Here is a 23,391-nt window from a genome sequence, read left to right as displayed (position 1 = left end):
ATGAGCACCAACCCGCAAAATGCAGGGCTCCAGCCCGACGGCTTCTTCACCAGCGCGCTCGCCGACGCCGATCCGGCAGTATTCGCCGGCGTGCGCCATGAGCTGGAGCGCGAGCAGCACCAGATCGAGCTGATCGCCAGCGAGAACATCGTCTCCAAGGCAGTGCTCGAAGCGCAGGGCAGCGTGTTCACCAACAAATACGCCGAGGGCTACCCCGGCAAGCGCTATTACCAGGGCTGCCACCCCTCGGACGAAGTCGAGCAGCTGGCGATCGATCGCGCCAAGCAGCTGTTCGGATGCGACTTCGCCAACGTCCAGCCGCATTCGGGCGCGCAGGCGAACGGCGCAGTGATGCTCGCGCTGACCAAGCCGGGCGACACGATCATGGGCCTCAGCCTCGATTCGGGCGGGCATCTGACCCACGGCGCGCGCGCGGCGATGAGCGGTAAGTGGTTCAACGCGATCCAGTACGGCGTCGATCCGACCACGCATCTGATCGACTTCGACGAAGTGCTGGCGAAGGCCAAGGAGCACCAGCCCAAGCTGATCATCGCGGGCGGATCGGCCTATCCGCGGATCATCGACTTCGCCAAGTTCCGCGCGATCGCCGATGAAGTCGGCGCGATCTTCATGGTCGACATGGCGCATTTCGCCGGTCTCGTCGCCGGCGGCGTCCACCCGACCCCGTTCGGCCACGCGCATGTCGTGACCACGACCACGCACAAGACGCTGCGCGGCCCGCGCGGCGGCGCGGTGTTCACCAATGACGAGGCGATCGCCAAGAAGATCAACAGCGCGGTGTTCCCTGGCCTGCAGGGTGGCCCGCTTATGCACGTCATCGCCGCCAAGGCCGTCGCGTTCGGCGAGGCGCTGCGCCCCGACTTCAAGTCGTACGCCGCCGCGATCGTGGAGAATGCCAAGGTGCTCGCCGCGACGCTCAACGAGCGCGGCGCCAACCTGGTCTCGGGCGGCACCGACACGCACCTTGCACTGGTCGACCTCACCCCGCTGGGCGTGACCGGCAAGGATGCCGACGAGGCGCTCGAGCGCGCCGCGATCACCTGCAACAAGAACGGCATCCCCAACGATCCGCTGCCGCCGGTCAAGACCAGCGGCATCCGCGTCGGCTCGCCCGCAGGCACCACCCGCGGCTTCGGCCCGGCCGAGTTCCGCGAGATCGGCAACATGGTCGCCGACGTGCTCGAGGGCCTGCGCAAGAATGGCGAGCAGGGCGACGCGCAGATCGAAGCCAATGTCCGCGAACGCGTCCGCGCGCTGTGCGAACGCTTCCCCATCTATCCGGAGCTGTAATTGCGCTGCCCGTTCTGCGGAAATGAAGACAGCCAGGTGAAGGACAGCCGCCCCACCGAAGACGGGGCGGCGATCCGGAGGCGGCGGCAGTGCGAGGCCTGCGCCGCGCGTTTCACCACGTTCGAGCGCATTCAGCTGCGCGACCTGACGGTGGTCAAGAACCAGGATCGCCGCGAGCCGTTCGAGCGCGACAAGCTGATTCGATCAGTAACGCTCGCCGCGCGCAAGCGGCCGGTGACGTCTGCGCAGATCGAGCGGCTGGTATCGGGCATCCAGCGCCAGCTGGAGACGCTGGGTGACAGCGAGATCCCGTCGCAGCGGATCGGCGAGATGGTGATGGACGGGCTCAAGGGCCTCGATTCGGTGGCCTATATCCGCTTCGCCAGCGTCTATAAGGACTTCCGCGAGGCAAAGGACTTCGAGGAATTCGCCGGCAACGTCACCGAGGCGGGCAAGGGGTGAATCCCGTCGTCGTCCTGGTGCGCCCGCAATTGGGCGAGAATATCGGCAAGGCTGCGCGGGCAATGCTCAATTTCGGGCTGACCGAGATGCGGCTGGTCGCCCCGCGCGACGGCTGGCCCAATCCATCGGCCGGCCCGGCGGCGAGCGGTGCCGATGTCGTGCTGGAAAAGGCGCAGGTCTTCGGCAGCGTGGCGGAGGCGGTGGCGGATTGCGGCCAGGTCTATGCGACGACGGTGCGCAAGCGCGGGGTTACCAAGCCCGTCGTGACGCCCGAAGCAGCAGCGCGCGAAATCCGTTCGGCGGCCGAGCGCTCGGCGATCCTGTTCGGCCCGGAACGGTCCGGGCTGGAGACCGACGACGTGGCGCTTGCCCGCACGATCATTACCGTTCCGATCAACCCGGAATTCGGCTCCCTCAACCTTGCCCAGGCGGTGATCCTGGTCGCCTATGAATGGTCGAAAGGCGCGAATCTCGCCAGCCCGCCTGCCACAGAGCTCGATCCGCCCGCACCGCAGGAAGAGCTGGAAGGCATGATCGGGCAGCTGGAGGCGATGCTGGACGGGTCGGGCTATTATTTCCCGCCCGATCGCGTTCCCACCACGCGACGCACCCTGCGCACGTTGCTGACCAAGCCCGGGTGGACCTCCCCCGAAGTGCGCACGATGCGCGGTGTGCTCTCCGCGCTGAACGGCCGGAAGCGGCATCGCGGCGACTGACCACGCAGCGATATTGTTTCGTAACCAGAAATCGGCATAACAAGCGCATTCGAACAATGGAGATGTCGATGCGTTTGTTGCCTCTTTTCGCGTTGGTGGCTTTCGCCTCTCCGTCGGCTGCGCTTGCGCAGGACGCTGCATCCGAAGCCGAAGCGCCCGCGGCGAAATCGGAGAAGCCGGTCTGCAAGACCACTTCGACGACGGGATCGCGGCTGCGCAAGACGCGCTATTGCATGACCCAGTGGGAAGCGAAGGTCGATGCCGAGAAATCGCGGCGCGACGTCGATCAGATGCGCCGTCTCAATACTGCGCCGCCCGCGGGCACGCCGTTCTGACACGCCGACGGCTGGATCAGCGCCGGTCGAACGCCTCGAGCTCGTACGCAATCGAGGCTTCGACCAGCTGATCCCATAGCGCGCCGATCGGCGCTTCGGGGAGCGCTACTGCGCGCGCATGTGCCTGCGCATTGGCGATGACCTGCGCCTTTCGTCCTTCGTCCCGCACCTGCCCACGTTCGGGCTTGATGCGGGCTGCCGCGTCCATATAGCCGAAGCGGCGTGCGAGCAGCGCGACCAGCGCCTGGTCGACTGCGTCCACGCCGGCGCGGACTTCGGCCATCGTCGTGCAGGCTTCGGGATCGATCGTGTCTTGCATGGAGGTGCTCTTGGCGAGTGCCCGCGCGCCTGTCCAGCTTGACTCGGACGCACCCGGCGGCTAACCGCGCGCCTTCGCAATGGCCCCGCACCCCGGTGAAGCGGCGGCCCTGCCCTCGGCGACGAGCAAGCAGGCGGTACCGGGAACAACGTTGTTAGCGATTGCAAAGGATTACCATGTCGAAGCGTTCTAACGCAAAGCACAAGCTCGACCGCCGGATGGGCGAAAACATCTGGGGTCGCCCGAAGAGCCCGGTCAACAAGCGTGAGTACGGCCCCGGCCAGCACGGCCAGCGCCGCAAGGGCAAGGTCTCAGACTTCGGCATCCAGCTGCGCGCCAAGCAGAAGCTCAAGGGCTATTACGGCGACATCACCGAGAAGCAGTTCAAGCGCTCGTACGAGGACGCTTCGAAGATGAAGGGCGATACCGGTCAGAACCTGATCGGCCTGCTCGAGATGCGCCTCGACATGATCGTCTATCGCGCCAAGTTCGCGCCGACGATCTTCGCCGCGCGCCAGATCGTCAACCACGGCCATGTCCGCGTCGACGGCGAGAAGTGCAACATCGGTTCGCGCCGTATCAAGCCCGGCCAGATCGTATCGCTCTCGTCCAAGGCGCAGGAAATGGCGCTGGTGATGGAAGCGCAGAGCCTGTCCGAGCGCGACATCCCCGATTATGTCGTCCCCGAGGGCGCATCGAAGATCACCTTCACGCGCGTTCCGACGCTCGACGAAGTGCCCTATCCGGTCCGCATGGAACCGAACCTCGTCGTCGAGTTCTACTCGCGCTGAGTTTCGGCATCAGTCGATGAGAAACAAGGGCGGTCGCTTGCGGCCGCCCTTTTCTTATTGGGCAGCGCGCACGCCATGACGGGCTATGCGGGGCTTGCGAGCGAGAGGGTGCGCTGTCACACTCCAGGCCTGCGTATCTCTCTGCGGAACCCCCCATGCACCTTGCCAAGCTCGATACCCTGTTCGTCCGCGGCATCGCCGCATGACGCTCAGCCTTGCGGACTTTCAGACCGGCACGGTGTACGATGTCGCCGCCGGCGATGCGGCGTATCCGCTTGCGCTCGACAAGGTGCAGGCGCTGTCGGATTCGGGGCGCGAGGGCGGTTCGTTCCGGCTGGAATTCGTCGGCCCGGGCGAACCGATCCTGCCACAGGCAATCTATCGCTTCAGCGACGGCGGGGATGCCGGGCATGACATCTTCATCGTGCCCGTCGGCCGCGACGCGAACGGCGTCCGCTACGAAGCGGTGTTCTACTAGGCGGCCGCCCGCCATTCCCACAGGTCATAGGCGCCGCGATCGTCGTCGAGGATCGTGAAGCCCAGCCGGGCATAGAGCGTGCGTGCCGGATTATTCTTCTCGACATGGATGGTGACGCTGTTGCCGGCGGGCGCCGCTGCCGCGAGCACATCGCGTAGCAGCGCGGCGCCGATGCCGTGACGGCGCGCGTCGGGCATCAGCGAGATGTCCACGATCCGGACTTCGGCGGGCATTTCGTAGAGATAGAGCCGGCCGATCGCCAACCCGGCGCGCTCGACGATCATCGCATGCATCCCGCGATAATGCTGCTGGTAGTGCGCGTGCTGCGCGGCATGCTGCTGGGCGAGGAAGGACTGCTTGACCGTGTCGGGCCACGGCACCGGGGCCAGTTCCTCCAGGCGCGTCGAAGCATAGAGCGCGGCGGTGAACGGCAAGTCCGCGTCCGACATCGGGCGCAGCACCACGCCAAGCGCCGCCGCTTCTTGCAGGTGCAATGCCATGGTCAGGCTAGCCGCGCGGCGGGAACACGCCTTGCAGTGCGATGCTGAAATAGAAGGTGAGATACGGCATCATGTTGTTGTGCGGCTGGCCGCCGCCGGCCGGTGCGAGTGCCCCGATCGCCAGCGTGGCGGCGGTCAGCGTGCTCGAATAGATATTCAGGCTCGACCGGGTCAGGGCGTTGCCTGTCGGTATGTTGGTCTCGGCGACATCGCTGGCAGCGCCCTGCAAGGCGTGCGTATGCGCCGGAATTTCGGATTCGAGCAGAGTCACCGTTTCCGAACCGCCGATCTGGCCGAGGTCGTACAACCCCAGCCCGGGCCCCTGCCCCGGATGGAACGGCACCGAGCCCTGCAAGTCGGGAAGCGCGAAATTGCTCTTGCCGTTGCCGCCATAGGTAGTGCCCAGCAGCGAGAACAGCGCGGTATTCTGCGACAGCGGCAGCAATTGGCCATTGCACCACGCCCAACCCCTGGGCGCGAAATTGAATGGAAAGACCCGGATTTCGGCGACGAACGGATCGGCCACGGGCGGCTCCTCAGGTTGGGCTCGGGAAAATCCCGAACAGCGAGATGATGAAGTCGACGCAGAGATAGGGCTGCATGTTCTCGTGCGGCTGGCTACCGCCGATCGAAGACAGCGCAGTGGCGCTCAACGGATCGGTCGGCTGGGAATTGATGAAGGCATCGACCTGAGTCGACTTGCCGATCACCAGATTCGTCGGCGTCGGCGAACTCGCCGTGTTGGTCGATGCGAGCATCGGATGCGTGTGCGCGGGAAGCTGCTGCGTGGTCAGCGTGACCTGCTCGGTGCCACCGGTCTGGGCGAGGATGAAGCCGCTGCCCTGATGAACCGGAACCCGGCCGCGCAGATCGGGCAGCGCAAAGGTATCCTGCCCATCTCCGCCATAGGTGGTGCCGATCAGCTGGAACAGCGTCTCGTTCTCCGAGATCGGAATGAGCTGGCCTTCGCAGAACATCCAGCCGGCAGGCGGGAAATTGCCCGCGAACATCCGGATCTCACCGACATAGGGTTGCGCCATCGGCTGGGTTCCTCAGTTTGGCGAGGGGAAGATGCCCTGAAGCGCGATGCTCCAGGACAGCGTCAGATAGGGCTGCATATTGTTATGCGCCTGACTGCCGCCGACGGTGCTGACTGCAGCTGGAGCCATGGCGGTAAGCGCCGCCGCTCCGGTATAGAAATCGTTCGGGGCCGTGGCCGCGAGATACATGTTGGCCGCCGGGATATTGGCGTTGGCCGCCGACGAGGTCCCCTGCAGTACATGGGTATGCGTCGGCATCTCGGTGATCGAGAGAGTGTGCGCCTGCTCGCCGCCGCGCTCGCCCAGCGCATGGCTGTTGCCGACATGCATCGGCACGCGGCCGCGCAGATCGGGAAGCGCGAAGTTGACGCGTCCATCGCCGCCAAAGGTCGTCCCCAACAGCGAGAACAACGCCTGGTTCTGATTGATCGGCAGAAGCTGTCCATTGCACAGCGCCCAGCCTTTCGGCGCGAAGACAAAGGAAAAAAGCCTCAGCTCCGACAAAAACGGCTCAGCCATGCCTGAATCCCCCCCGTAGAGCTTCAACTTACTGCCGAAACGAAGTTGAGCAAGTATTATTCGTAGGCATCGCTGTGCTGCATTGCGAAATGCACGCCAAGTCAATGTTCTTGCCGGGAAAGATGGCTTGAAGCGAAGGCGATGAAGGCCGGCCAATTGTCGCGGTTGTCATGTCCGGCCCGATGCTGGCGGAACCCGACCTGACCTCCTGTAACGGGTGTCAGCACTTCGGGGAATTCGGTGGCGGTGAGACCCTTGCGGCCGAGCAACGCCCATGCCGGCGAAGCGGCCGCAGCGGCGAGGAAGCTGCCCCTGGGATCAACCCAGCCGTCGCCGGTTTCGACGGTCCCGGCGCCGATGAAGATCGGCCGCGGCGCCGCGAGCGCGATCAGCATGTGCGCGTCGATCGGCAGGTCCTGTTCAGTCAGCGGGCCGGCGTACCGAAGGAAGTTTCCGGCGAACCAGTGATATTCGCCGCTCGCCGCGAGATTGCCGATCCGCTCGCCGAAATTGCGCCGGTAGAGCGCCGCGCCGCCGGCGCCCGACGAGCCGATGAAGCCGATCGCAAAGCGCTGGTCATAGGCCATGGCGACGAGCGCGGCCTTGCCGTAGCGCGAAAGCCCCTCGATCCCGATCCGCTTCGAATCAATCGCCCGGTCACGCGCAAGAACGTCATAGGCGCGGCTGGCGCCCCACGCCCAGGCGCGCAGCACGCCCCAGTCCTCCGGCGCGCGCGGGCGACCCCGCAGCGATATGCCGATCACCCCGTCGCCCAGCGCACCGCCATTGTCCGCCTGCACCGAATTGGCGACGACCACGGCATAGCCGAAGCCGCGCTTGAGCAACTGCTCGGCAAAAGGCGGCCCGGGATCAGGCGCGCGCGGGGGACCGGGGAAGCGAAAGCCCTCGGGGAAGCCGAAGGAAAGGATCAGCGGGACGCGGCGCGCGCCGGCCGGCAGCGTGTAGCGCAGCGCGATCTCCGCCCTGGCGCCGGGTGCAGCGCGGTTGTCGGCGACGCCGGTCAGCCAGCGCTTGACCACCTTGACGCCGCCCTCCTCGGCGCGCGCCTCGCGATCTACACGCCAGCGGATTGCAGGCGCCGTCGCGGGGACCCGGCCATAGACTTCGCGGTCGAACAGCGCGACGATCTCGGGCCGGCGTTGACGCCACCATGTCCGCGCATCGGGGACGGGCCGCCCGTCGGCGAGGCGCAGCAGTGGAGGCAACCGGGGGACTCCCGCTTTGGCTTCGTCGTAATTGGCTGCGTTCGCCGCCTTGGGATCGAAGCCGTTTGCGCCCGGACGCGTATCAGCGATCCCCAGCCGGTCGAGCATCGCCCGCCGGTCCGCTTCCGCTGCGCGATAGTCCTGCTGCGCACTCAGCGGCGCCGCGAGCGTCGCCAGTACCAGGATCCCGGTTCTCCAGCGCATCCCTCTCTCCTGTTATCGCTATCATTGGTGCACCCGCATCCGCGCGACTGCAATGCTTGCTCGCGCCGGGTGCCGCTGCCACACTCGCCCGCATCGATCTTTCGCAGGAGTTTCCATGCGCCTCCTACTCACCACTGCCCTTCTGCTTGCGAGCACCGCCGCTGCGGCGCAGACCGCGCCGCAGCTCTCGCTCGACACGCTCAAGCAAGTCACCGAGCGGCTGTCGTCCGACGAATTCGAAGGGCGCGCGCCGACTACCGCGGGCGAAGAGAAAACCATGGCCTATCTGGTCGAGCGTTTTCAGAAGGCGGGGCTCAAGCCTGGCAACAAGGGCAGCTGGTTCCAGGACGTACCGCTGGTCGAGATCACCTCGCAGAACGTGTCGCCGCTCGTCTTCAGCGGCGGCAAGACCCCGGTCAGCCTGGAATATCGCAAGGATCTCGTGATCGCGACCTATCAGGTGACGCCCAAGACCGCCGTCAAGGACAGCGACGTCGTGTTCGTCGGCTATGGCATCAACGCGCCCGAGCGCGGCTGGAACGACTATGCCGGCCTCGACGTGAAGGGGAAGACCGTCGTCATCCTGGTCAACGATCCCGACTGGCAGACGCCCGAACTCACGGGCGAGTTCGGCGGGCGGGCGATGACCTATTATGGCCGCTGGACCTATAAATACGAGGAAGCCGCGCGGCAGGGCGCCGCCGCGGCGATCATCATCCACGACACCGAGCCCGCCGCCTATGGCTGGGGTGTGGTGCAATCCTCCTGGACCGGGCCGCAGCTGGAGCAGGACACACCGGGCGACCATATGGACCAGTCCAAGGCGATCGGCTGGATCCAGCAGGACGCCGCCAAGGCGCTCTTCGCCAGCGCCGGCAAGGATTACACCGCGCTGGTCGAGGCAGCGAAGCACAAGGGCTTCAAGCCAGTGCCGCTGGGCGTGAAGGCGAGCGTATCGTTCGACAATGCGATTCGCCGCCAGGCTTCCAAGAACGTCGTCGGCATCCTGCCCGGCAGCGCCAAGCCCGACGAAGTCGTGCTCTATTCGGCGCATTGGGACCATCTCGGCCGCTGCGACGCAGTAAACGGTGACGACATCTGCAACGGCGCGCTCGACAATGCGTCGGGCACCGCTGCGCTCGTTGCGCTTGCCGAGGCGCATGTGAAGGCCGGGCCGGCGAAGCGCAGCCTCGTCTTCCTGGCGGTCACCGCCGAGGAATCAGGGCTGCTCGGCTCCAAATTCTATGCCGAGAACCCGGTGTATCCGCTCGCCAAGACCGTCGGCGGGGTCAACATGGACGGCGTGAACAATGTCGGCCGCGCCAAGGATTTCGTGCTGGTCGGCGTCGGCAAGTCCGAGCTCGAGGATCTGGTGAAGCCGTTCGTGGCGGCGCAGGGCCGGGTGATCGTCCCCGAGCCTACGCCCGAGCGGGGCTATTATTACCGTTCGGACCATTTCAGCTTCGCCCGGCTCGGCGTGCCGATGCTGTATGGCGAAAGCGGCGAGGATCTGCGCGCCGGCGGCAAGGCAGCAGGCAAGAAGGCGTCCGACGACTATACCACCAACCGCTATCACAAGCCGCAGGATCATTATGATCCGAGCTGGAACTGGGACGGCGCGATCGAGGACCTGTCGATCTTCTATGGGCTGGGGCGCCAGCTGGCCGAGGGGACGAACTGGCCGAACTGGTATCCGACCGCCGAATTCCGCGCGATCCGAGACAAGAGCCGCGCGGGACAGTAAGAGCCCGCGCATGACTCTGCCTCCCCTGCCCGAATGGGCGCAACACGACGCCGTCTGGATCGGGTTTCCGAGCCACCCCGAATTGTGGCTCGAGGATCTCGAGCCCGCGCGCGAGGAAGTCACTGCCTTCGCCACCGCGGTCCATGCCGGCGGGCGCGGCGAACAGGTGATCCTGGTCGCCGCCGACGACGAAGCGGCGGCGGCAGCGACTCGCTACGCGGGCAATGCCGCGCGCGTCGTGGTCGAGCCGTTCGGTGACATCTGGCTGCGCGATACCGGCCCGATCCTCGACGGCGCCGGCCGGGCGCATGACTTCCGCTTCAATGGCTGGGGCGGCAAATACGACCTTCCGGGCGATTCCGATGTCGGGCTCCGGCTGGCCAAGCGCGAGCAGCTTTCCGTCGCGAGCCATGGCTGGATCCTTGAAGGCGGCGCAGTGGATGGCGACGGCACCGGGCTGTGCGTTACCACCGAGCAATGCGTGCTCAACCCCAATCGCAATCCGAACCTGGGCAAGGCCGATGTCGAGGCGCTGCTCGCGGCGGACCTCGGCTATAACCGCGTGCTGTGGCTCGGCGACGGGCTGCTCAACGACCATACCGACGGCCATGTCGACAATCTTGCGCGCTTCGTGGCCGAGAATCGGCTGCTGATCCCCGCGGCGACGGACAATGATCCCAACTGGCGCGTCTACCAGGATGCCGCCCGGCGCGCCGAGGCATTTGGCGTCGAGGTGGTCCGCTTCCCCTCGCCCGGCCGGGTGCTCAGCCCCGAGGAAGAGATCATCCCGGCGAGCTACATGAACTTCTATATCGGCAACGCGACGATCGTCGTCCCGCTCTACGGCCAGGCGAACGACTCGGCTGCGATCGACGCGCTGGCGGCACTTTTCCCCGGCCGCACGGTTGTCGGCCAGCGCGCCGACCATATCTTGACCGGCGGCGGCAGCTTTCACTGCATCAGCCAGCAGCTTCCCCGGCTCTGAGGAATCCATGACCGAGATCACCGTCGCGGCGCTCCAGCTCGCCTTCACCAACGATATCGACGCCAACATCAAGGCGGTGTCCGAGCTCGTCCGCGAGGCAGCAGGCAAGGGCGCACAGGTCGTGCTGCCGCCCGAATTATTCGAGGGCGAATATTTCTGCCGCGTCGAGGACGAGGGGCTGTTCTCGAACGCCAGGCCGGTCAACGAGCACAAGGCGGTGCTGGCGATGCAGCATCTCGCCGCGGATCTGGGCATCCACATCCCGACCAGCTTCTTCGAGGCCGACGGGCCGCATCACTATAACAGTCTGGCGATGATCGGCCCCGACGGGCGGGTCGAGGGCGTCTATCGCAAGAGCCACATCCCCGATGGCCCCGGCTATGAAGAGAAATTCTATTTCCGGCCGGGCAATACCGGGTTCAAGGTGTGGAACGGCCCCGGCGCGAAGATCGGCGTGGGCGTGTGCTGGGACCAATGGTATCCCGAGACCGCGCGCGCGATGATGCTGATGGGCGCCGAAGTGCTGTTCTACCCGACTGCGATCGGATCCGAACCGCACGACACCAGCCTCGACACCGCCCGGCTGTGGCGTCGCGCGATGGTGGGGCATGCGGTGTCGAACGTCGTCCCGGTGATCGCCGCCAACCGCGTCGGCGTCGAGCACGGCCAGACCTTTTACGGCACGAGCTTCATAACCGACGAACGCGGCGACATCCTTGCCGAGCTGGATCGCGAGGAAACCGGGGTGATCGTCGCCAAGCTCGACCTGGACCGGGTCAAGCGCCACCGCGCAGCGTTCGGCTTCTTTCGCGACCGGCGGCCCGAGCTCTACGGGCGGTTGGTGCAGGACATCTGAGCCGGCCTAACTTCGCAATTTCCCGCAGTTTTATCCCAGAAGCTGCGCGAGCAGGAAATCTTGTTGCGCTAGTGCTGACGGGTATCCGGACGGTTCAAGAGCCGGGGAAGTGCAGCACGGTATTTCCTGCATTGAAAGGCCGTCCCCGGATGGTAGGCGGCGGGCGTGATCACTGCTGTTTACGCGATCGCGCTGGGCTCCAATCGCCCCGGACGCCATGGCCGCCCCGAGGCCGAGATCGCCGCGGCGCTCGCGGCGCTGGGCGGCGTGGTCGCTGTCTCGCCGGTGCTGCGCACCCCGCCGCTCGGGCCCTCCAAGCGGCGCTTCGCCAATGCCGTCGCACTGATCGAAAGCCATGAGACGCCGCCGGCGCTGCTGGCGCGACTGAAGGCGATAGAGCGCGACTTCGGGCGGCGCCGCGGTCGGCGATGGGATGCGCGGGTGATCGACCTCGACATCGTGCTGTGGTCCGAGGGCGCTTGGGGCGAGCGAGAGCTTACCGTGCCGCATGCCGCGTTTCGGGCACGGGATTTCGTACTGCGGCCGTTGCTGGCGGTAGCGGCGGCGTGGCGCGATCCGGTGAGCGGCCTGAGCGTGCGACAGCTCGCTTGGCGGCTGGCGCGGCGCGCCCGTCGCTTTACGCCACGACCCTAGCCGGTCAGGAGGACCGGATGCACGACAGCAACTCGACCTTGACCTTCACTGCCGAGCTGTGGCGCTGGACGCCGCAGCCGCCGGCCAAGGCGAGCTGGCATTTCGTGACTGTCACCGGCGCCGTGGCGGACGCGTTGCGGGCGCGGGCATTCGAGCTGCGGGCGATGGGCGGTGCCCGCGGGTTCGGCTCGGTGCGGGTCGAGGCCTGCATCCAGGGCGTGCGCTTCGCCTCGTCGGTCTTCCCGCACAGCGAAAGCGGCGGCTATGTGCTGCCGGTCAAGGCTGAGGTCCGGCGCGCCGCCCGAATTGCCGCGGGCGATCTGGTGGAGGTCGAGATCCGCGCCTGAACGGCGTCAGGCGCGTTCGAGCAGCGTGTCCGCGAGCAGGAGGAGCAGCTTGACGTCGATCGCCACGCCCTCGGCACGCTTTCGTGCGACGAACGTGGGGATGTCGGCACGGGCGACGCGGTGGACGATGATGTCCTCGCCATCGACGCCGCCGCCTTCGCTCACCTTGGTGAGCCCGGTTGCGCGGACCAGCGTGAAGCCCTCGCTGACCATGCCCGGCGAGGAGTGGAAATAGCCGAGTTCCTCGACCGCGGCGCAATCATAGCCGGTCTCTTCGATCAGCTCGCGCCGCGCGGCATCGAGCGGCGTATCGCCGTCCTGCGTGTCGCCAATCAGCCCGGCGGGAAGCTCGAGGCAGCGCTGGCCGAGCGGCACGCGATATTGATCGACGAGCAGGACATGATCCTCGTCATCGATCGCGACGATCACCGCGGCCTGGATCCCGCCGGCGCGCGCGACGAACTCCCATTTGCCCTGCCGCTTGGCCGTGATCCATTTGCCCTGCCAGACGGTCTCGACGGGCTCTTCTTCGATGCTCATAGTTCGATCAGGCGATCCGGAAGTTCGTTGATGTCGTCCTGGCTGCGCGGGAAATGCTCGGCCAGCACGTTGCCGATCTGCGCGACTGCCTGTGCCATGCCTTCGCCGGGCCGTCCCTGCTTCACTTGCGCGATCAGCACCGCCATCGCCTCGCCCCAGACATCGGCCGAGACCTTCGAATGGATCGCTTCGTCGGCGATGATCTCCGCGCGGTGCTCGGCGAGGCTGAGATAGAGAAGGACGCCGGTGGAGGCGCGAGTGCGCTTCTCGGCGGCAGTGCGGAACAGGGCGAGCGCGCGGGCATGGGTGCGCCGCGTCTTGGTCCCGCCGGGGGTCAGCGCCAACCGCAGTGCATCGAGCGCGAGCAGCACGCGCGCGACGAGGAAGGTCACTGCCATCAGCACCAGCGCGAAGGTGAGATACCAGCGCGGCGGCGTATCCGACCAGGCGTCGATCAGCGCCGCATGGAGCCATTCGACCGGTGCCGGTATCCAGGCGAGCAGCGCCAGCACGAAAAGCATCGCGAGCACCGTCCAGTGCAGCGCGACATCATGATAGGCGTCCGAACGCCCCGCGACGACGGTGACGATCTCGCCATCGGTCGCCCGCTCGGCTTGCGAGACTGCGGCAGTTACGCGCGCGTGATCGGCTTCGCTCAGATGCATCACCAGCTCCCCGAGGCGCCACCGCCCCCGAACGATCCACCGCCGCCCGAGAAGCCGCCGCCCCCGCCGCCTCCCCAGCCACCGCCGCCGCCCCATCCGGACGAACCGCCACCGTGCCCCGCGTTGCGACCGATCTCGTTGGCGATGCTCCACAGGATGATCGGCAATGCGCCGCCATCGCCGCCGCCGCGATAGCGCCGGTCGCCCCAGGGGCCGCGCCGGCGCTTTCGGCTACCGAAGCCGCGCGCGAACATCGGCAGGATCACGAAGACGAGGATGATCCCCCAGAAAATCAGGCCCCAAGGAACGCCACCACCGCCGGAGCGCTGCCGCTGCCGGGGTGCCGCACTCGCCTTGTCCGCCTGCGCCTTGGCGCGCGCTTCCGCGGCTTCGAGCGGGAGCTTCATCTGCTCGCCGATCGCCTGCGCCCCGGCTACGATCCCGCCGGGCATGTCGTTGGCGCGGAAGCGCGGCAGGATCGTATCCTGGATGATGCTGCTCGACATTGCGTCGGTCATGATCGGCTCGAGCCCGTAGCCGACTTCGATCCGCACCTTCCGCTCGTTGGGTGCGACGATCAGCAGGATGCCGTTATTGGCGTCCTTCTGCCCGATCCCCCAGGCGCGCCCTAGCCGGTAGCCGTAATCGGCGATGTCATAGCCCTGCAGATCGGGGATCGTCGCGACGACGAACTGGCGCGTGCTCGCCTTGTTGATGTCCTCGGCGAGCGCGCTGATCTCGGCCTTTTGCGCGGCGCTCAGCAGGTTGGCGGCATCGACCACCGGCTCGCGGTCGCGCTTGGGAAAGGTCTGCGCCTGCGCCGCGAGCGGCACGAGCAGCAGCAAAGCGAGCAGAAACCGTAAGAAACGCATCACAGGATCTCGCGATTGTTGGCCGCGCGGTCGGTGGGGGTGCCATCGACCGCGCCGGCATGGGCAAGCTCCAGGATCAGCTGCCGTTCCCGAAATCGACCGTCGGCGCCTTGTCCGCGCCGGCCTGGGCCTGGAACGGCGTCATCGGCTTCGAACCGTAGAAGATCTTCGCGCCGACCGCGTCGGGGAAGGTGCGGATGCGGGTGTTATATTCCTGCACCGCGGCGTTGTAGTCGCGGATCGAGATCGCGATGCGGTTCTCGGTGCCTTCGAGCTGATCCATCAGCGTCTTGAAATTGGCCTGACTCTGGAGCTGCGGATAGGCTTCCTGGAGGCGCTGGAGCGAGAGCGACAGGCCGTTCTGCGCCTGGTTGAACGCCGAGACCTTGGACGGATCGGTCAAGTCGTCGCCGCTCAGCTGGATCTGCGTCGCGCGGGCGCGCGCGCTGGTCACGTCGTTCAGGATCTTGCCCTCGGACGCGGCGGCACCCTTCACCGTGTTGACCAGGTTAGGCACCAGATCGGCGCGGCGCTGGTAGTTGGTCTGGACGTCGGCCCAGCGCGCCTTGGCGGTCTCTTCGGATGTGGGGACGCTGTTGATCCCGCAGGCGGAGAGCAGGGCGGCGCCGGCGAGCGCGAGAACGGCACGAAACTTCATCACGTGGTTGATCCTCCGGATCTATCGAAGAGTGTCTTATACGGTGGCAACACTGGAGCCCGATAGCGAAATCGGACATGGTTATCCGGGAAACGGGTTTGAAGAGGAGCAAGGGCCCCATGTTGAAGGAATTCCGTACCTTCATCGCGCGCGGAAACGTGCTGGATCTCGCGGTGGGCGTGATCATCGGCGCATCGTTCGGCACGATCACCAAATCGCTCACCGACGACATCATCATGCCGGTGATCGGCTGGCTGTTCGGCGGGTTCGATTTTTCGAGCTATTTCATCCGGCTGGCGCCGATCCCGGCAACCTATACCGGATCGCCCGATAACTATGCTGCGCTCAAGGCCGCAGGCGTGCCGCTGCTCGGCTATGGAGAGTTCGTGACGGTGGTGATCAACTTCGTGATCCTCGCCTTCATCGTCTTCCTGCTGGTTCGCAGCGTGAACAAGATCATCGCAACCGCCGAACGCGAAAAGGCCGAAGGCGAGGCGCCTCCTGCCGCCGATCCGGCCGATGTCGTGCTGCTGCGCGAGATCCGCGACGAGCTGAAGCGCAAGAACGCCGGGGCCTAAGCCGCCGCCAGTTCCTCCGCGACGGCATCGGCGAGGCTGGTGCCGTCGAGGATGCGCGCAGTCTCGTCGCGCACGCGCGCCATGGCATGGCGGATCGCGCAGCTCGCTTCGTCCTTGCAATCATTACACGGACGATAGGCAGTGCGGCTGACGCAGGGGACCAGCGCGAGCGGCCCTTCGATTACCCGGATGATCTCGCCCAGGGAAATCAGATGCGGCGCGCGGGCGAGGCGATAGCCGCCCATCTTGCCGCGCGTCGACACCAGGAATTCGGCCTCGCGCAGATCGGCGAGGATGAGTTCGAGGAACTTCCTCGGCACATTGGCCTCGGCAGCAATGCGGTTCATCGGCACGGGTCCGATGGCGGACTGCTGCTGGGTGAGGAAAAGCATCGCGCGAAGCGCGTAGCGGGACCGCTGCGTCAACATGATGCACCCTCCATGCCAAGTGATTGGATCGGTGGAAAGGCCCTACCCCTTCCAACCTGACCTTTTCATTAAGCGATTGAGGTCCTATATGGGTTCTGCCGGGTTCGCCCGGCTATGGGGATAAACGACGGCGTGCAATAGGCGCAGCGGACCCGGGGGCAGTACCCGGCGGCTCCACCATAACCGGTGGTGTATCTGGACACCGTTTCTGACGGGGCCGAACCAGGATCGACGTGTGTTGAAAAGCGCCGACTATCTCTCAGCGTGGGCCACTGTGACGGTCTGAAACACAAGTGCCAACGATAACGAAGCACTCGCTATTGCGGCGTAACCCCACGGCCTAACGGCCTAAGGTTATTCTAAAATGCGCGGTTGGACCGCACCGGGCAACAGAAGCGGATTCCAGCGGTACGGGGAGCACCGGGCAACAGAAGCTCCCCACTTTCCCGTTTCAGCCGGCCTTGCAGCCCTCACCTTCGCGCTGGCTGACGTGGAACAGCAGCTCGTTTTCCAGGCGCACCCGATCGCGCAGCCGCGGCAGCATCGCGCGCGTGGCGGCGACGAATTCGGCGCGGTCCGCGGCGATGGCCTCGGCGCTCCACAGCGTCAGATAGGCGCCCCAATCGGTCTTGAGCTGCTCGAAGGCGGAGCGCATGCGCTCCGCGCTTCCCGCCGCAGTCCCCGAACTCGCCTGCATCGCCAGCGTATAGATCATCGCATCTTCTATCGACAGATGGTCGGCTACGGTTGCGACCAGATGGTCCAGCGTAAGCGCGAGCTCCGCGGCATCGGCATCGCGGTTGATCAGCGCCGCCAGGCGCGCGGACAGTGACTCGATCGCGGCGTGGTCGCGCAGCAGATCGGCGGCATTCGGTTTCGACATCTTGCCCCCCTCCCCGCGCATAGCGTCACGCGGGCGTTGCGCCTGCTCCGTACAATTGCAGTGGCTTTGCAGGGAAATCGGCGTCGTCAGGTGCGGAAGGGGACGTTGCAAACATCGACGCGCACGTCATAGCCCTTGCGCTCGAGATACTGCTTCACGCTCTTCCGCGTGAGTTCGATGTCCGGTCCGGGACCGATCTTGACCGCCTTGATCGGCAGACGCCCGTCCGCCCCGCCGATTTCGAAATAGGGCAGGATGACGTTGCGACGCGCGCGGAACTTCACGTCCTTGTGCATGGTCTCGTGCTGGACGACGAGCCGCCATTCGAGCTCGCCCTTGAACCCGATATGCTTGAAGCGCGGAATGAGCCCGCTCAGCAGGCGATAGACTGCGCCCTCGGGCGCATCGTCCGAAAACTTGTCCAGACGCGTCTTGAGCTCGGCATTGATTCGGCTCTTGGCAGTCACGACTCCATATTCGACCGGAGCGAGATAGCGCTCCTCCGTCCCGGCGAGTTCCTCCAGCCCCGAACGGCTGAACTGGATCGCCACGCCTTGTTCGCCGCCGCCATAGCCGCGCCACTGGCTCAGCAAGTCCGCTTTCTCGCAAAAGCAGGCGGCATAAGTGTCGGGCATCCGCCCCGATTCGATCTGGGCGACCACCGTCTCGATCGGCCCGGCCCAGCCGCTCAGCCTGGAATTGCCGACGATCCGGTCGAGCACCTTGCGCGCACAGCTTACACCGTGGAGCAGTTCCTCGCGATCGTTGAGATAGGCGACGTTCGAGGCGCGGATCACGCCTTCATCGACGATGCCGATCAGCCCGGGCAGGTCGGTATAGTGGCTGAGCCAGCCGGGAAGCTTCGAAGCGGAGGGCGTCTCGGTCATTCGCCAACCTTATTCCGGGAGCCCAAACGGAAAAAGGGGCCCGCGTCGCCGCGAGCCCCTTTCATCCTCTCCGAACTTTCGCCGGATGTGCTTGTGCATCTCTGGTCAGGCGTTCCACCCGACCGGAGAATGCTTAGTCCTTGTCGCCGGTCAGGAACGCGGGAAGGCCGATATCGTCACCGCCCTTGTCCTCGCCGCCTTCGCGCGGGGTGCGCGGGCCGCGGTCACCCCGGCCTTCGCCGCGCGGACCACGATCGCCGCCGCCTTCGCGACGCGGGCCACGGTCGCCGCCACGGCCACCGCCGCCGCCGCGCTGACGATCGCCACGGTCACCGCCACGGCCTTCGCCGCGCGGACCACGATCGCCGCCTTCGCGGGGCTCACGCGCCGGACGCGTATCTTCCAGCTCGGCGCCGGTCTCCTGATCGACGACGCGCATCGACAGGCGAACCTTGCCGCGCGGATCGATCTCGAGGACCTTGACCTTGACTTCCTGGCCTTCGCTCAGAACGTCCGAGACCTTCTCGACGCGCTCGTTGCGGATCTCCGAGACGTGGACGAGACCGTCCTTGCCGCCCATGAAGTTCACGAACGCGCCGAAATCGACAAGATTGACGACCTTACCGGCATAGACCTTGCCGACCTCGGCCTCTTCGACGAGGCCCTTGATCCACTTGATCGCGGCTTCGATCTGCGACGTGTCCGACGACGAGACCTTGATCACGCCTTCGTCGTCGATGTCGACCTTGGCGCCGGTGGTGGCGACGATCTCGCGAATCACCTTGCCGCCGGTGCCGATGACTTCACGGATCTTCGACTTGTCGATCGTGAAGGTCTCGATGCGCGGTGCGTGCGCCGAGAGTTCCTCACGGGTGTGATCGAGCGCCTTGGCCATTTCGGCCAGGATGTGGATGCGGCCGTCCTTGGCCTGGTCCAGCGCGACCTTCATGATCTCTTCAGTGATGCCGGCGATCTTGATGTCCATCTGCATCGTGGTGATGCCTTCGGACGTGCCCGCAACCTTGAAGTCCATGTCGCCAAGGTGATCCTCGTCGCCGAGGATGTCGCTGAGAACCGCGAATTCCTTGCCCTCGAGGATGAGGCCCATCGCGATGCCCGAAACCGGACGCTTGATCGGCACGCCGGCGTCCATGAGCGCAAGCGAACCACCGCAGACCGACGCCATCGACGACGAGCCGTTCGACTCGGTGATGTCCGAGGTCAGGCGGATCGTGTAGGGGAATTCTTCCTTGGTGGGCAGCACGCCGTGCAGCGCGCGCCACGCCAGCTTGCCATGGCCGACTTCACGACGGCCCGGCGCGCCGAAGCGGCCGACTTCGCCGACCGAATAGGGCGGGAAGTTATAGTGCAGCATGAAGTGCTGGTAGCTGAGGCCACCGAGACCATCGATCATCTGCTCGCTGTCACGCGTTCCGAGCGTGCAGGTCGCGATCGTCTGGGTCTCGCCGCGAGTGAACAGCGCCGAGCCGTGCGCGCGCGGCAGGAAGTGGACTTCCGCGACGATCGGACGGACCGTCTTGGTGTCGCGACCGTCGATGCGGCGGCCTTCCTTGAGGATCGCGGTGCGGACGATGTCCGCCTCGAGCTTCTTCACCAGCTTGAGGCTGGCGAGATAGGCCTGGGGATCGCTTTCCTTGAGGTCGGCCATGCCGTCACGCGCCTTGGTGCGCGCCTCGTTGATCGCGGTCTGGCGGGCCTGCTTGTCGGTCAGCTTGTAGGCCGCCTCGAGGTCCTTGCCGATCAGCTTCTTGAGCTTGGCCTTAACCTCGACCTTGTCGTCCTGGACCTTGAGTTCCCAGGGCTCCTTGGCAGCCTGCTCGGCCAGCTTGATGATCGCGTCGATCACCTTCTGGCTCTCGCGATGCGCGAACATCACGGCGCCAAGCATGACGTCTTCCGAAAGCTCCTTGGCTTCGGATTCGACCATCATCACCGCGTCCTGCGTCGCCGCGACGACGAGGTCGAGGAGACCGGAATCGACCTGCTCGTCGGTCGGGTTGAGGATATAGTCGCTGCCGTCATAGCCGACGCGCGCCGCGCCGATCGGGCCCATGAAGGGCACGCCCGACAGCGTCATCGCGGCCGAAGCGGCGACCATCGCGAGGATGTCCGGCTCGTTCTCGCCGTCATACGACAGGACCTGCGCGATGCAGTTGATCTCGTTGTAGAAGCCCTCGGGGAAGAGCGGGCGGAGCGGACGATCGATGAGGCGGGAGATCAACGTCTCCTTCTCGGTCGCGCCGCGCTCGCGCTTGAAGAAGCCGCCCGGGATACGACCCGCGGCAGAGAACTTCTCCTGATAGTGGACGGTCAGCGGAAAGAAGTCCTGGCCTTCCTTCACATGCTTGGCCGCGGTCACTGCGCACAGCACCACGGTCTCGCCGAGCGTCGCGATCACCGCGCCGTCGGCCTGGCGGGCAACCTTGCCCGTTTCGAGAGTCAGCGTCTTGCCGCCCCACTCGATCGATACAGTCTTCTTGTCGAACATTGGATTTCCTTCACTCCCGCTGCCAGATGCGGCGGGGGCCTATGTCCGGGCTATCCGGCCCGGGTCGGTTCGGGATGGTCTTCACCCCTGCCAGAGCCGCGGGCCGGATCGCCTGCGGCTCGAATGTCAAAAGGGCGCCGCAAGGGCGCCCTTTCTCGTTACTTGCGAAGCCCGAGCTTCGCGATGATGCCGGTGTAGCGGGCCTCGTCCTTCTTCTTCAGATAGTCGAGGAGGCTACGGCGCTTGTTGACCATCAGCAGCAGACCGCGGCGCGAGTGATTGTCCTTCGCGTGGGTCTTGAAGTGCTCGGTCAGGTTGGTGATGCGCTCGGTGAGGATCGCAACCTGGACTTCGGGGCTGCCGGTGTCGCCGCTCTCGCGGCCATGTTCCTTGACGAGCGCGTCCTTGCGCTCCTGCGTGATCGACATGTGTTTTCCTACGACATCGTTTTACAAGTTGAAGCCGCGGACGACCCGGACGAGTCCGGACTGAGCCTCCACCAGCGCGACGGGCGTATCGCCCGCACATGCGAAGTATTGGCCATCATCGGCGGCAATCCCGGCCAGAACCTGCCCCTGTCGGAGCAGCCCTGCCTGGTCGGGGGTGAGGGATAGAGCCGGGATGTCGTCCAGCCCCGCCCTCAGCGGCAGGAGTAGGTGTTCAAGCGTGCGCGCCTTAGCGTGTTCCCCCAGTTTGTCCAGCGATATCGCGGATTCGAGGCCGAACGGACCGGCCCTGGTGCGGCGAAGCATCGTGACATGACCGACGGTGCCGAGCGCCAGCGCGATGTCCCGCGCGAGCGAGCGGATATACGTGCCTTTGGACACATGCGCGGTGAGGGTGATCTCGTCGATCGGCTCCAGTCCGTCACCCCGGACTTGTTCCCGGGGCCATTCCTCCAAACGGGAAGCCGCAGATTGTGGCGCCGTGGACCCCGGAACAAGTCCGGGGTGACGGATACTGAGCGAATGGATCGTCACGCTGCGGGGGGCGAGGATCACTTCCTCGCCGGCGCGGGCAAGGTCATAGGCGCGTTCGCCATCGACCTTGAGCGCCGAATAGGCCGGCGGGACCTGTTCGATCGGCCCGGTGAAGCGCGGCAGCACCGCCCGCACCTGATCGATCGTCGGCCGGACATCCGAGGTCGCGATTTCCCGCCCCTCGAGATCCAGCGTGTCGGTCTGCACCCCGAAGCCAATCGTGAAATCGTAGATCTTGTCGCTGTCGAGCATCCGCCCGGCGAGCTTGGTGGCCTCGCCGATCGCGATGGGCAGCACGCCGGTCGCCAGCGGATCGAGCGTACCGCCATGGCCGACCTTGGGCATATCCCTCTTCTTTGGGCCATAGCCGCCTTCGCGTAGCGCGCGCTTGACGGCGCTGACGCCCTGGGTCGAGCCGAGCCCGAGCGGCTTGTCGAGGATGATCCAGCCGTGCACCGGTCAGCCCGCCGCACCGGTACGCTGCATGAAATGGCGCCGGCACAGCGCGACATAGCGCTCGTTGCCGCCGATCTCCTTCTGCGCGCCTTCGCGGATGGCGTTGCCGCCATCGTCGACACGCAGGTTCATCGTCGCCTTGCGCCCGCAGTCGCACACCGACTTGATCTCGACGAGCGAGTCGGCAAGCGCAAGCAGCTCGGCCGAGCCCGGGAACAGCCGCCCCTGGAAATCGGTGCGCAGCCCATAGCACAGCACCGGAATGCCGATCTCGTCGGCAAGATGCGCGAGCTGGCGGACCTGCGCCGCCGACAGGAACTGCGCCTCGTCGACCAGCACGCAGGCGAGCGTCGCAGCGAAATGCGCATCCTCGGCGATCGTGCGCAGATCGGTATCGGGCTCGAAAGGCACCGCGCTTGCCTGAAGCCCGAGCCGCGAATCGATCATCCCCTTGCCGCCGCGATCATGCACGCCGGCGGTGAACAACAAAGTGCGCATGCCGCGCTCGCGATAATTGAAATCGGCCTGGAGCAAGGTGGTCGATTTCCCCGCATTCATCGAGGCGTAGTAGAAATAGAGCTTGGCCATGGCCGCCCTCCTTAGGGGCGCGCGTCGGGGAAGTCAGTCCTCCGATTCGCCCAGATCCTGCGCCACCTTGGGCGCGCGGAGCAGCCGATCGATATGCGTGCCCTCATCGAAGCTCTCGTCAGCAAGGAATTTGAGCTTGGCAGCGTATTTCATCTTCACCCGCGCGGCGACTTCACGCTGGAGATAGGCTGTGTTGGTGCGCAGCGCCTTGAGCACCGCTTCCTCGTCCTTGCCGAGCAGCGGCTTCACGAACACCGTGGCGTGGCGCAGGTCCGGCGACATGCGGACTTCGGTGACCGAGACCATGTGGCTGGCCAGCGTCTCGTCATGGACGTCGCCGCGCTGGAGAATCTCGCTCAGCACGTGGCGCACCTGTTCGCCCACGCGGAGCAGGCGGACGGAACGGTCTTCGGTCTGGGTGTGCTTCATGTTCAGTCCCGTCGCGCCATAGCGGCATCCATGACGCGGCCCGTAAAGGTGCCGCGGGCGACCAATATGCCGCCTTCGTCGTATAATTCGGCCTCGGTCACTGCAATCGTCTTGCCGAGGCTGACTACCCTGCCCTTGCCAATGAACCGCCCCGGCCGGGCGGGCTTGAGGCAGACGACATGGAAGTCGATCGTGGGCGCATAGACCGCACCCTGGGTAGCGGAATAGAGCGCCGGCCCCTGCGTATCGTCTAGCATCGCGGCGAGGAAGCGGCCCTGCACCGTGCCCGCAGGATTGAGGAAGCGATCATCGGCGACGAAGCCGATCTCGATCGACTGCGCCGCCACGTCCACCGCCCGGACTTCCCAGCCGAGCAGCCGTGCCGATGAGGGGACGGGGAAGTCGTCGAAGATCGATGGCATCCCGTCCTC

General features: G+C 65.7%; 31 protein-coding genes and 1 other RNA gene. 13 read left to right on the top strand and 19 right to left on the bottom strand.

Annotated elements, in window-relative coordinates:
* From glyA to BXU08_RS14630, 4 genes are all read left to right on the top strand, one after another.
* Nucleotides 1-1,311: a serine hydroxymethyltransferase gene (gene glyA / locus BXU08_RS14645; RefSeq protein WP_077510728.1), complete on the top strand. Its 1,311-nt coding sequence runs from the start codon at nucleotides 1-3 to the stop codon at nucleotides 1,309-1,311.
* On the top strand, nucleotides 1,312-1,773 hold the full coding sequence (nrdR, locus tag BXU08_RS14640; RefSeq protein WP_077510727.1) for a transcriptional regulator NrdR: 462 nt from the start codon (nucleotides 1,312-1,314) through the stop codon (nucleotides 1,771-1,773).
* Nucleotides 1,770-2,489 carry an RNA methyltransferase gene (locus BXU08_RS14635; protein WP_150125542.1) on the top strand — a complete coding sequence of 240 codons (720 nt, stop codon included), beginning with the start codon at nucleotides 1,770-1,772 and terminating at the stop codon, nucleotides 2,487-2,489. Before nrdR ends, BXU08_RS14635 begins: the two co-directional genes overlap by 4 nt.
* Before the next feature lie 68 nt (nucleotides 2,490-2,557).
* Nucleotides 2,558-2,824: a hypothetical protein gene (locus BXU08_RS14630; protein ID WP_171982529.1), complete on the top strand. Its 267-nt coding sequence runs from the start codon at nucleotides 2,558-2,560 to the stop codon at nucleotides 2,822-2,824.
* Nucleotides 2,825-2,840: 16 nt separating this feature from the next.
* Here BXU08_RS14630 and BXU08_RS14625 read toward each other — a convergent pair whose 3' ends face one another.
* The gene (locus BXU08_RS14625; protein ID WP_077510724.1) at nucleotides 2,841-3,143 is read right to left on the bottom strand and encodes a chorismate mutase; all 303 of its coding nucleotides are present in this window, start codon (nucleotides 3,141-3,143) and stop codon (nucleotides 2,841-2,843) included.
* A 176-nt stretch (nucleotides 3,144-3,319) separates the two neighbouring features.
* On the opposite strand from BXU08_RS14625, the gene rpsD reads away from it, so the two are divergent.
* Both rpsD and BXU08_RS14615 read left to right on the top strand, forming a co-directional pair.
* A complete protein-coding gene (rpsD, locus tag BXU08_RS14620) occupies nucleotides 3,320-3,934 on the top strand; it encodes a 30S ribosomal protein S4 (protein ID WP_077510723.1) in 615 nt (204 codons plus the stop codon).
* A 202-nt stretch (nucleotides 3,935-4,136) separates the two neighbouring features.
* Entirely contained in the window at nucleotides 4,137-4,412 is a 276-nt protein-coding gene (locus BXU08_RS14615) for a DUF6916 family protein (protein ID WP_077510722.1), read from the top strand.
* Here the strand turns inward: BXU08_RS14615 and BXU08_RS14610 are convergent.
* From BXU08_RS14610 to BXU08_RS14590, 5 genes are all read right to left on the bottom strand, one after another.
* Entirely contained in the window at nucleotides 4,409-4,912 is a 504-nt protein-coding gene (locus BXU08_RS14610) for a GNAT family N-acetyltransferase (RefSeq protein ID WP_216352875.1), read from the bottom strand. The genes BXU08_RS14615 and BXU08_RS14610 overlap by 4 nt on opposite strands.
* Nucleotides 4,913-4,919: 7 nt before the next feature.
* Nucleotides 4,920-5,438, bottom strand: a complete 519-nt coding sequence (locus BXU08_RS14605) for a phage tail protein (RefSeq protein ID WP_077510721.1) — start codon at nucleotides 5,436-5,438, stop codon at nucleotides 4,920-4,922.
* A 10-nt stretch (nucleotides 5,439-5,448) separates the two neighbouring features.
* Nucleotides 5,449-5,952 carry a phage tail protein gene (locus tag BXU08_RS14600; protein ID WP_077510720.1) on the bottom strand — a complete coding sequence of 168 codons (504 nt, stop codon included), beginning with the start codon at nucleotides 5,950-5,952 and terminating at the stop codon, nucleotides 5,449-5,451.
* Between the two features lie 12 nt (nucleotides 5,953-5,964).
* Nucleotides 5,965-6,471, bottom strand: coding sequence for a phage tail protein (locus tag BXU08_RS14595; RefSeq protein ID WP_077510719.1), 507 nt, complete (start codon nucleotides 6,469-6,471; stop codon nucleotides 5,965-5,967).
* A gap of 101 nt (nucleotides 6,472-6,572) precedes the next feature.
* On the bottom strand, nucleotides 6,573-7,901 hold the full coding sequence (locus tag BXU08_RS14590) for a S9 family peptidase (protein WP_077510718.1): 1,329 nt from the start codon (nucleotides 7,899-7,901) through the stop codon (nucleotides 6,573-6,575).
* Between the two features lie 115 nt (nucleotides 7,902-8,016).
* Here BXU08_RS14590 and BXU08_RS14585 point away from each other — a divergent pair, with 115 nt between their 5' ends.
* From BXU08_RS14585 to BXU08_RS14565, 5 genes are all read left to right on the top strand, one after another.
* Entirely contained in the window at nucleotides 8,017-9,645 is a 1,629-nt protein-coding gene (locus BXU08_RS14585) for a M28 family metallopeptidase (RefSeq protein ID WP_077510717.1), read from the top strand.
* Between the two features lie 10 nt (nucleotides 9,646-9,655).
* A complete protein-coding gene (locus BXU08_RS14580) occupies nucleotides 9,656-10,630 on the top strand; it encodes an agmatine deiminase family protein (protein ID WP_077510716.1) in 975 nt (324 codons plus the stop codon).
* 7 nt (nucleotides 10,631-10,637) lie between these two features.
* On the top strand, nucleotides 10,638-11,486 hold the full coding sequence (aguB, locus tag BXU08_RS14575) for an N-carbamoylputrescine amidase (RefSeq protein ID WP_077510715.1): 849 nt from the start codon (nucleotides 10,638-10,640) through the stop codon (nucleotides 11,484-11,486).
* Between the two features lie 165 nt (nucleotides 11,487-11,651).
* Entirely contained in the window at nucleotides 11,652-12,140 is a 489-nt protein-coding gene (folK, locus tag BXU08_RS14570) for a 2-amino-4-hydroxy-6-hydroxymethyldihydropteridine diphosphokinase (RefSeq protein WP_077510714.1), read from the top strand.
* 17 nt (nucleotides 12,141-12,157) lie between these two features.
* On the top strand, nucleotides 12,158-12,487 hold the full coding sequence (locus BXU08_RS14565; RefSeq protein ID WP_077510713.1) for a DUF1905 domain-containing protein: 330 nt from the start codon (nucleotides 12,158-12,160) through the stop codon (nucleotides 12,485-12,487).
* Nucleotides 12,488-12,493: 6 nt separating this feature from the next.
* Here the strand turns inward: BXU08_RS14565 and BXU08_RS14560 are convergent, their stop codons facing one another.
* The 4 genes from BXU08_RS14560 to BXU08_RS14545 form a co-directional block, all read right to left on the bottom strand.
* Nucleotides 12,494-13,027, bottom strand: a complete 534-nt coding sequence (locus BXU08_RS14560) for an NUDIX hydrolase (RefSeq protein WP_077510712.1) — start codon at nucleotides 13,025-13,027, stop codon at nucleotides 12,494-12,496.
* Nucleotides 13,024-13,692, bottom strand: coding sequence for a TPM domain-containing protein (locus BXU08_RS14555; protein WP_077510711.1), 669 nt, complete (start codon nucleotides 13,690-13,692; stop codon nucleotides 13,024-13,026). The genes BXU08_RS14560 and BXU08_RS14555 overlap by 4 nt, the downstream gene beginning before the upstream one ends.
* The gene (locus tag BXU08_RS14550; protein ID WP_077510710.1) at nucleotides 13,692-14,567 is read right to left on the bottom strand and encodes a YgcG family protein; all 876 of its coding nucleotides are present in this window, start codon (nucleotides 14,565-14,567) and stop codon (nucleotides 13,692-13,694) included. Before BXU08_RS14550 ends, BXU08_RS14555 begins: the two co-directional genes overlap by 1 nt.
* Before the next feature lie 73 nt (nucleotides 14,568-14,640).
* Nucleotides 14,641-15,222 carry a LemA family protein gene (locus BXU08_RS14545; RefSeq protein WP_077510709.1) on the bottom strand — a complete coding sequence of 194 codons (582 nt, stop codon included), beginning with the start codon at nucleotides 15,220-15,222 and terminating at the stop codon, nucleotides 14,641-14,643.
* 119 nt (nucleotides 15,223-15,341) lie between these two features.
* Between BXU08_RS14545 and mscL the strand changes: the two genes are divergently transcribed.
* Nucleotides 15,342-15,800, top strand: coding sequence for a large conductance mechanosensitive channel protein MscL (gene mscL, locus BXU08_RS14540; RefSeq protein WP_077510708.1), 459 nt, complete (start codon nucleotides 15,342-15,344; stop codon nucleotides 15,798-15,800).
* Here the strand turns inward: mscL and BXU08_RS14535 are convergent.
* On the bottom strand, nucleotides 15,797-16,228 hold the full coding sequence (locus tag BXU08_RS14535) for an Rrf2 family transcriptional regulator (protein WP_077510707.1): 432 nt from the start codon (nucleotides 16,226-16,228) through the stop codon (nucleotides 15,797-15,799). The two genes, mscL and BXU08_RS14535, sit on opposite strands and share 4 nt — an antisense overlap.
* A gap of 58 nt (nucleotides 16,229-16,286) precedes the next feature.
* Between BXU08_RS14535 and ssrA the strand changes: the two genes are divergently transcribed.
* Nucleotides 16,287-16,671, top strand: a transfer-messenger RNA (tmRNA) gene (gene ssrA, locus BXU08_RS14530).
* Between the two features lie 8 nt (nucleotides 16,672-16,679).
* Here the strand turns inward: ssrA and BXU08_RS14525 are convergent.
* The 8 genes from BXU08_RS14525 to BXU08_RS14490 all read right to left on the bottom strand — a co-directional run bounded on the left by BXU08_RS14525 (nucleotide 16,680) and on the right by BXU08_RS14490 (nucleotide 23,382).
* Nucleotides 16,680-17,111 (bottom strand): hemerythrin domain-containing protein, encoded by a 432-nt coding sequence (locus tag BXU08_RS14525; RefSeq protein ID WP_077512435.1) that lies wholly within the window; start codon nucleotides 17,109-17,111, stop codon nucleotides 16,680-16,682.
* Nucleotides 17,112-17,197: 86 nt separating this feature from the next.
* Nucleotides 17,198-17,998 (bottom strand): DUF2971 domain-containing protein, encoded by an 801-nt coding sequence (locus BXU08_RS14520; RefSeq protein WP_077510706.1) that lies wholly within the window; start codon nucleotides 17,996-17,998, stop codon nucleotides 17,198-17,200.
* 133 nt (nucleotides 17,999-18,131) lie between these two features.
* Nucleotides 18,132-20,507, bottom strand: a complete 2,376-nt coding sequence (pnp, locus tag BXU08_RS14515; protein ID WP_077510705.1) for a polyribonucleotide nucleotidyltransferase — start codon at nucleotides 20,505-20,507, stop codon at nucleotides 18,132-18,134.
* A gap of 158 nt (nucleotides 20,508-20,665) precedes the next feature.
* Complete coding sequence (gene rpsO, locus BXU08_RS14510; protein ID WP_077510704.1) at nucleotides 20,666-20,935, bottom strand: 30S ribosomal protein S15; 270 nt, start codon at nucleotides 20,933-20,935, stop codon at nucleotides 20,666-20,668.
* Between the two features lie 21 nt (nucleotides 20,936-20,956).
* The gene (gene truB / locus BXU08_RS14505; protein ID WP_077510703.1) at nucleotides 20,957-21,943 is read right to left on the bottom strand and encodes a tRNA pseudouridine(55) synthase TruB; all 987 of its coding nucleotides are present in this window, start codon (nucleotides 21,941-21,943) and stop codon (nucleotides 20,957-20,959) included.
* Between the two features lie 3 nt (nucleotides 21,944-21,946).
* On the bottom strand, nucleotides 21,947-22,531 hold the full coding sequence (locus BXU08_RS14500) for a thymidine kinase (RefSeq protein ID WP_077510702.1): 585 nt from the start codon (nucleotides 22,529-22,531) through the stop codon (nucleotides 21,947-21,949).
* A 33-nt stretch (nucleotides 22,532-22,564) separates the two neighbouring features.
* Nucleotides 22,565-22,960 carry a 30S ribosome-binding factor RbfA gene (gene rbfA / locus BXU08_RS14495; RefSeq protein WP_077510701.1) on the bottom strand — a complete coding sequence of 132 codons (396 nt, stop codon included), beginning with the start codon at nucleotides 22,958-22,960 and terminating at the stop codon, nucleotides 22,565-22,567.
* 2 nt (nucleotides 22,961-22,962) lie between these two features.
* Entirely contained in the window at nucleotides 22,963-23,382 is a 420-nt protein-coding gene (locus BXU08_RS14490) for a PaaI family thioesterase (RefSeq protein WP_077510700.1), read from the bottom strand.
* Between the last annotated feature and the right edge of the window lie 9 nt (nucleotides 23,383-23,391).

Source organism: Sphingomonas sp. LM7, assembly GCF_002002925.1.
In the GTDB taxonomy this organism is placed as follows: domain Bacteria; phylum Pseudomonadota; class Alphaproteobacteria; order Sphingomonadales; family Sphingomonadaceae; genus Sphingomonas.
The sequence above is the reverse complement of the archived record's forward strand: the minus strand, read 5'-3'. Positions and strand labels throughout refer to the sequence as shown.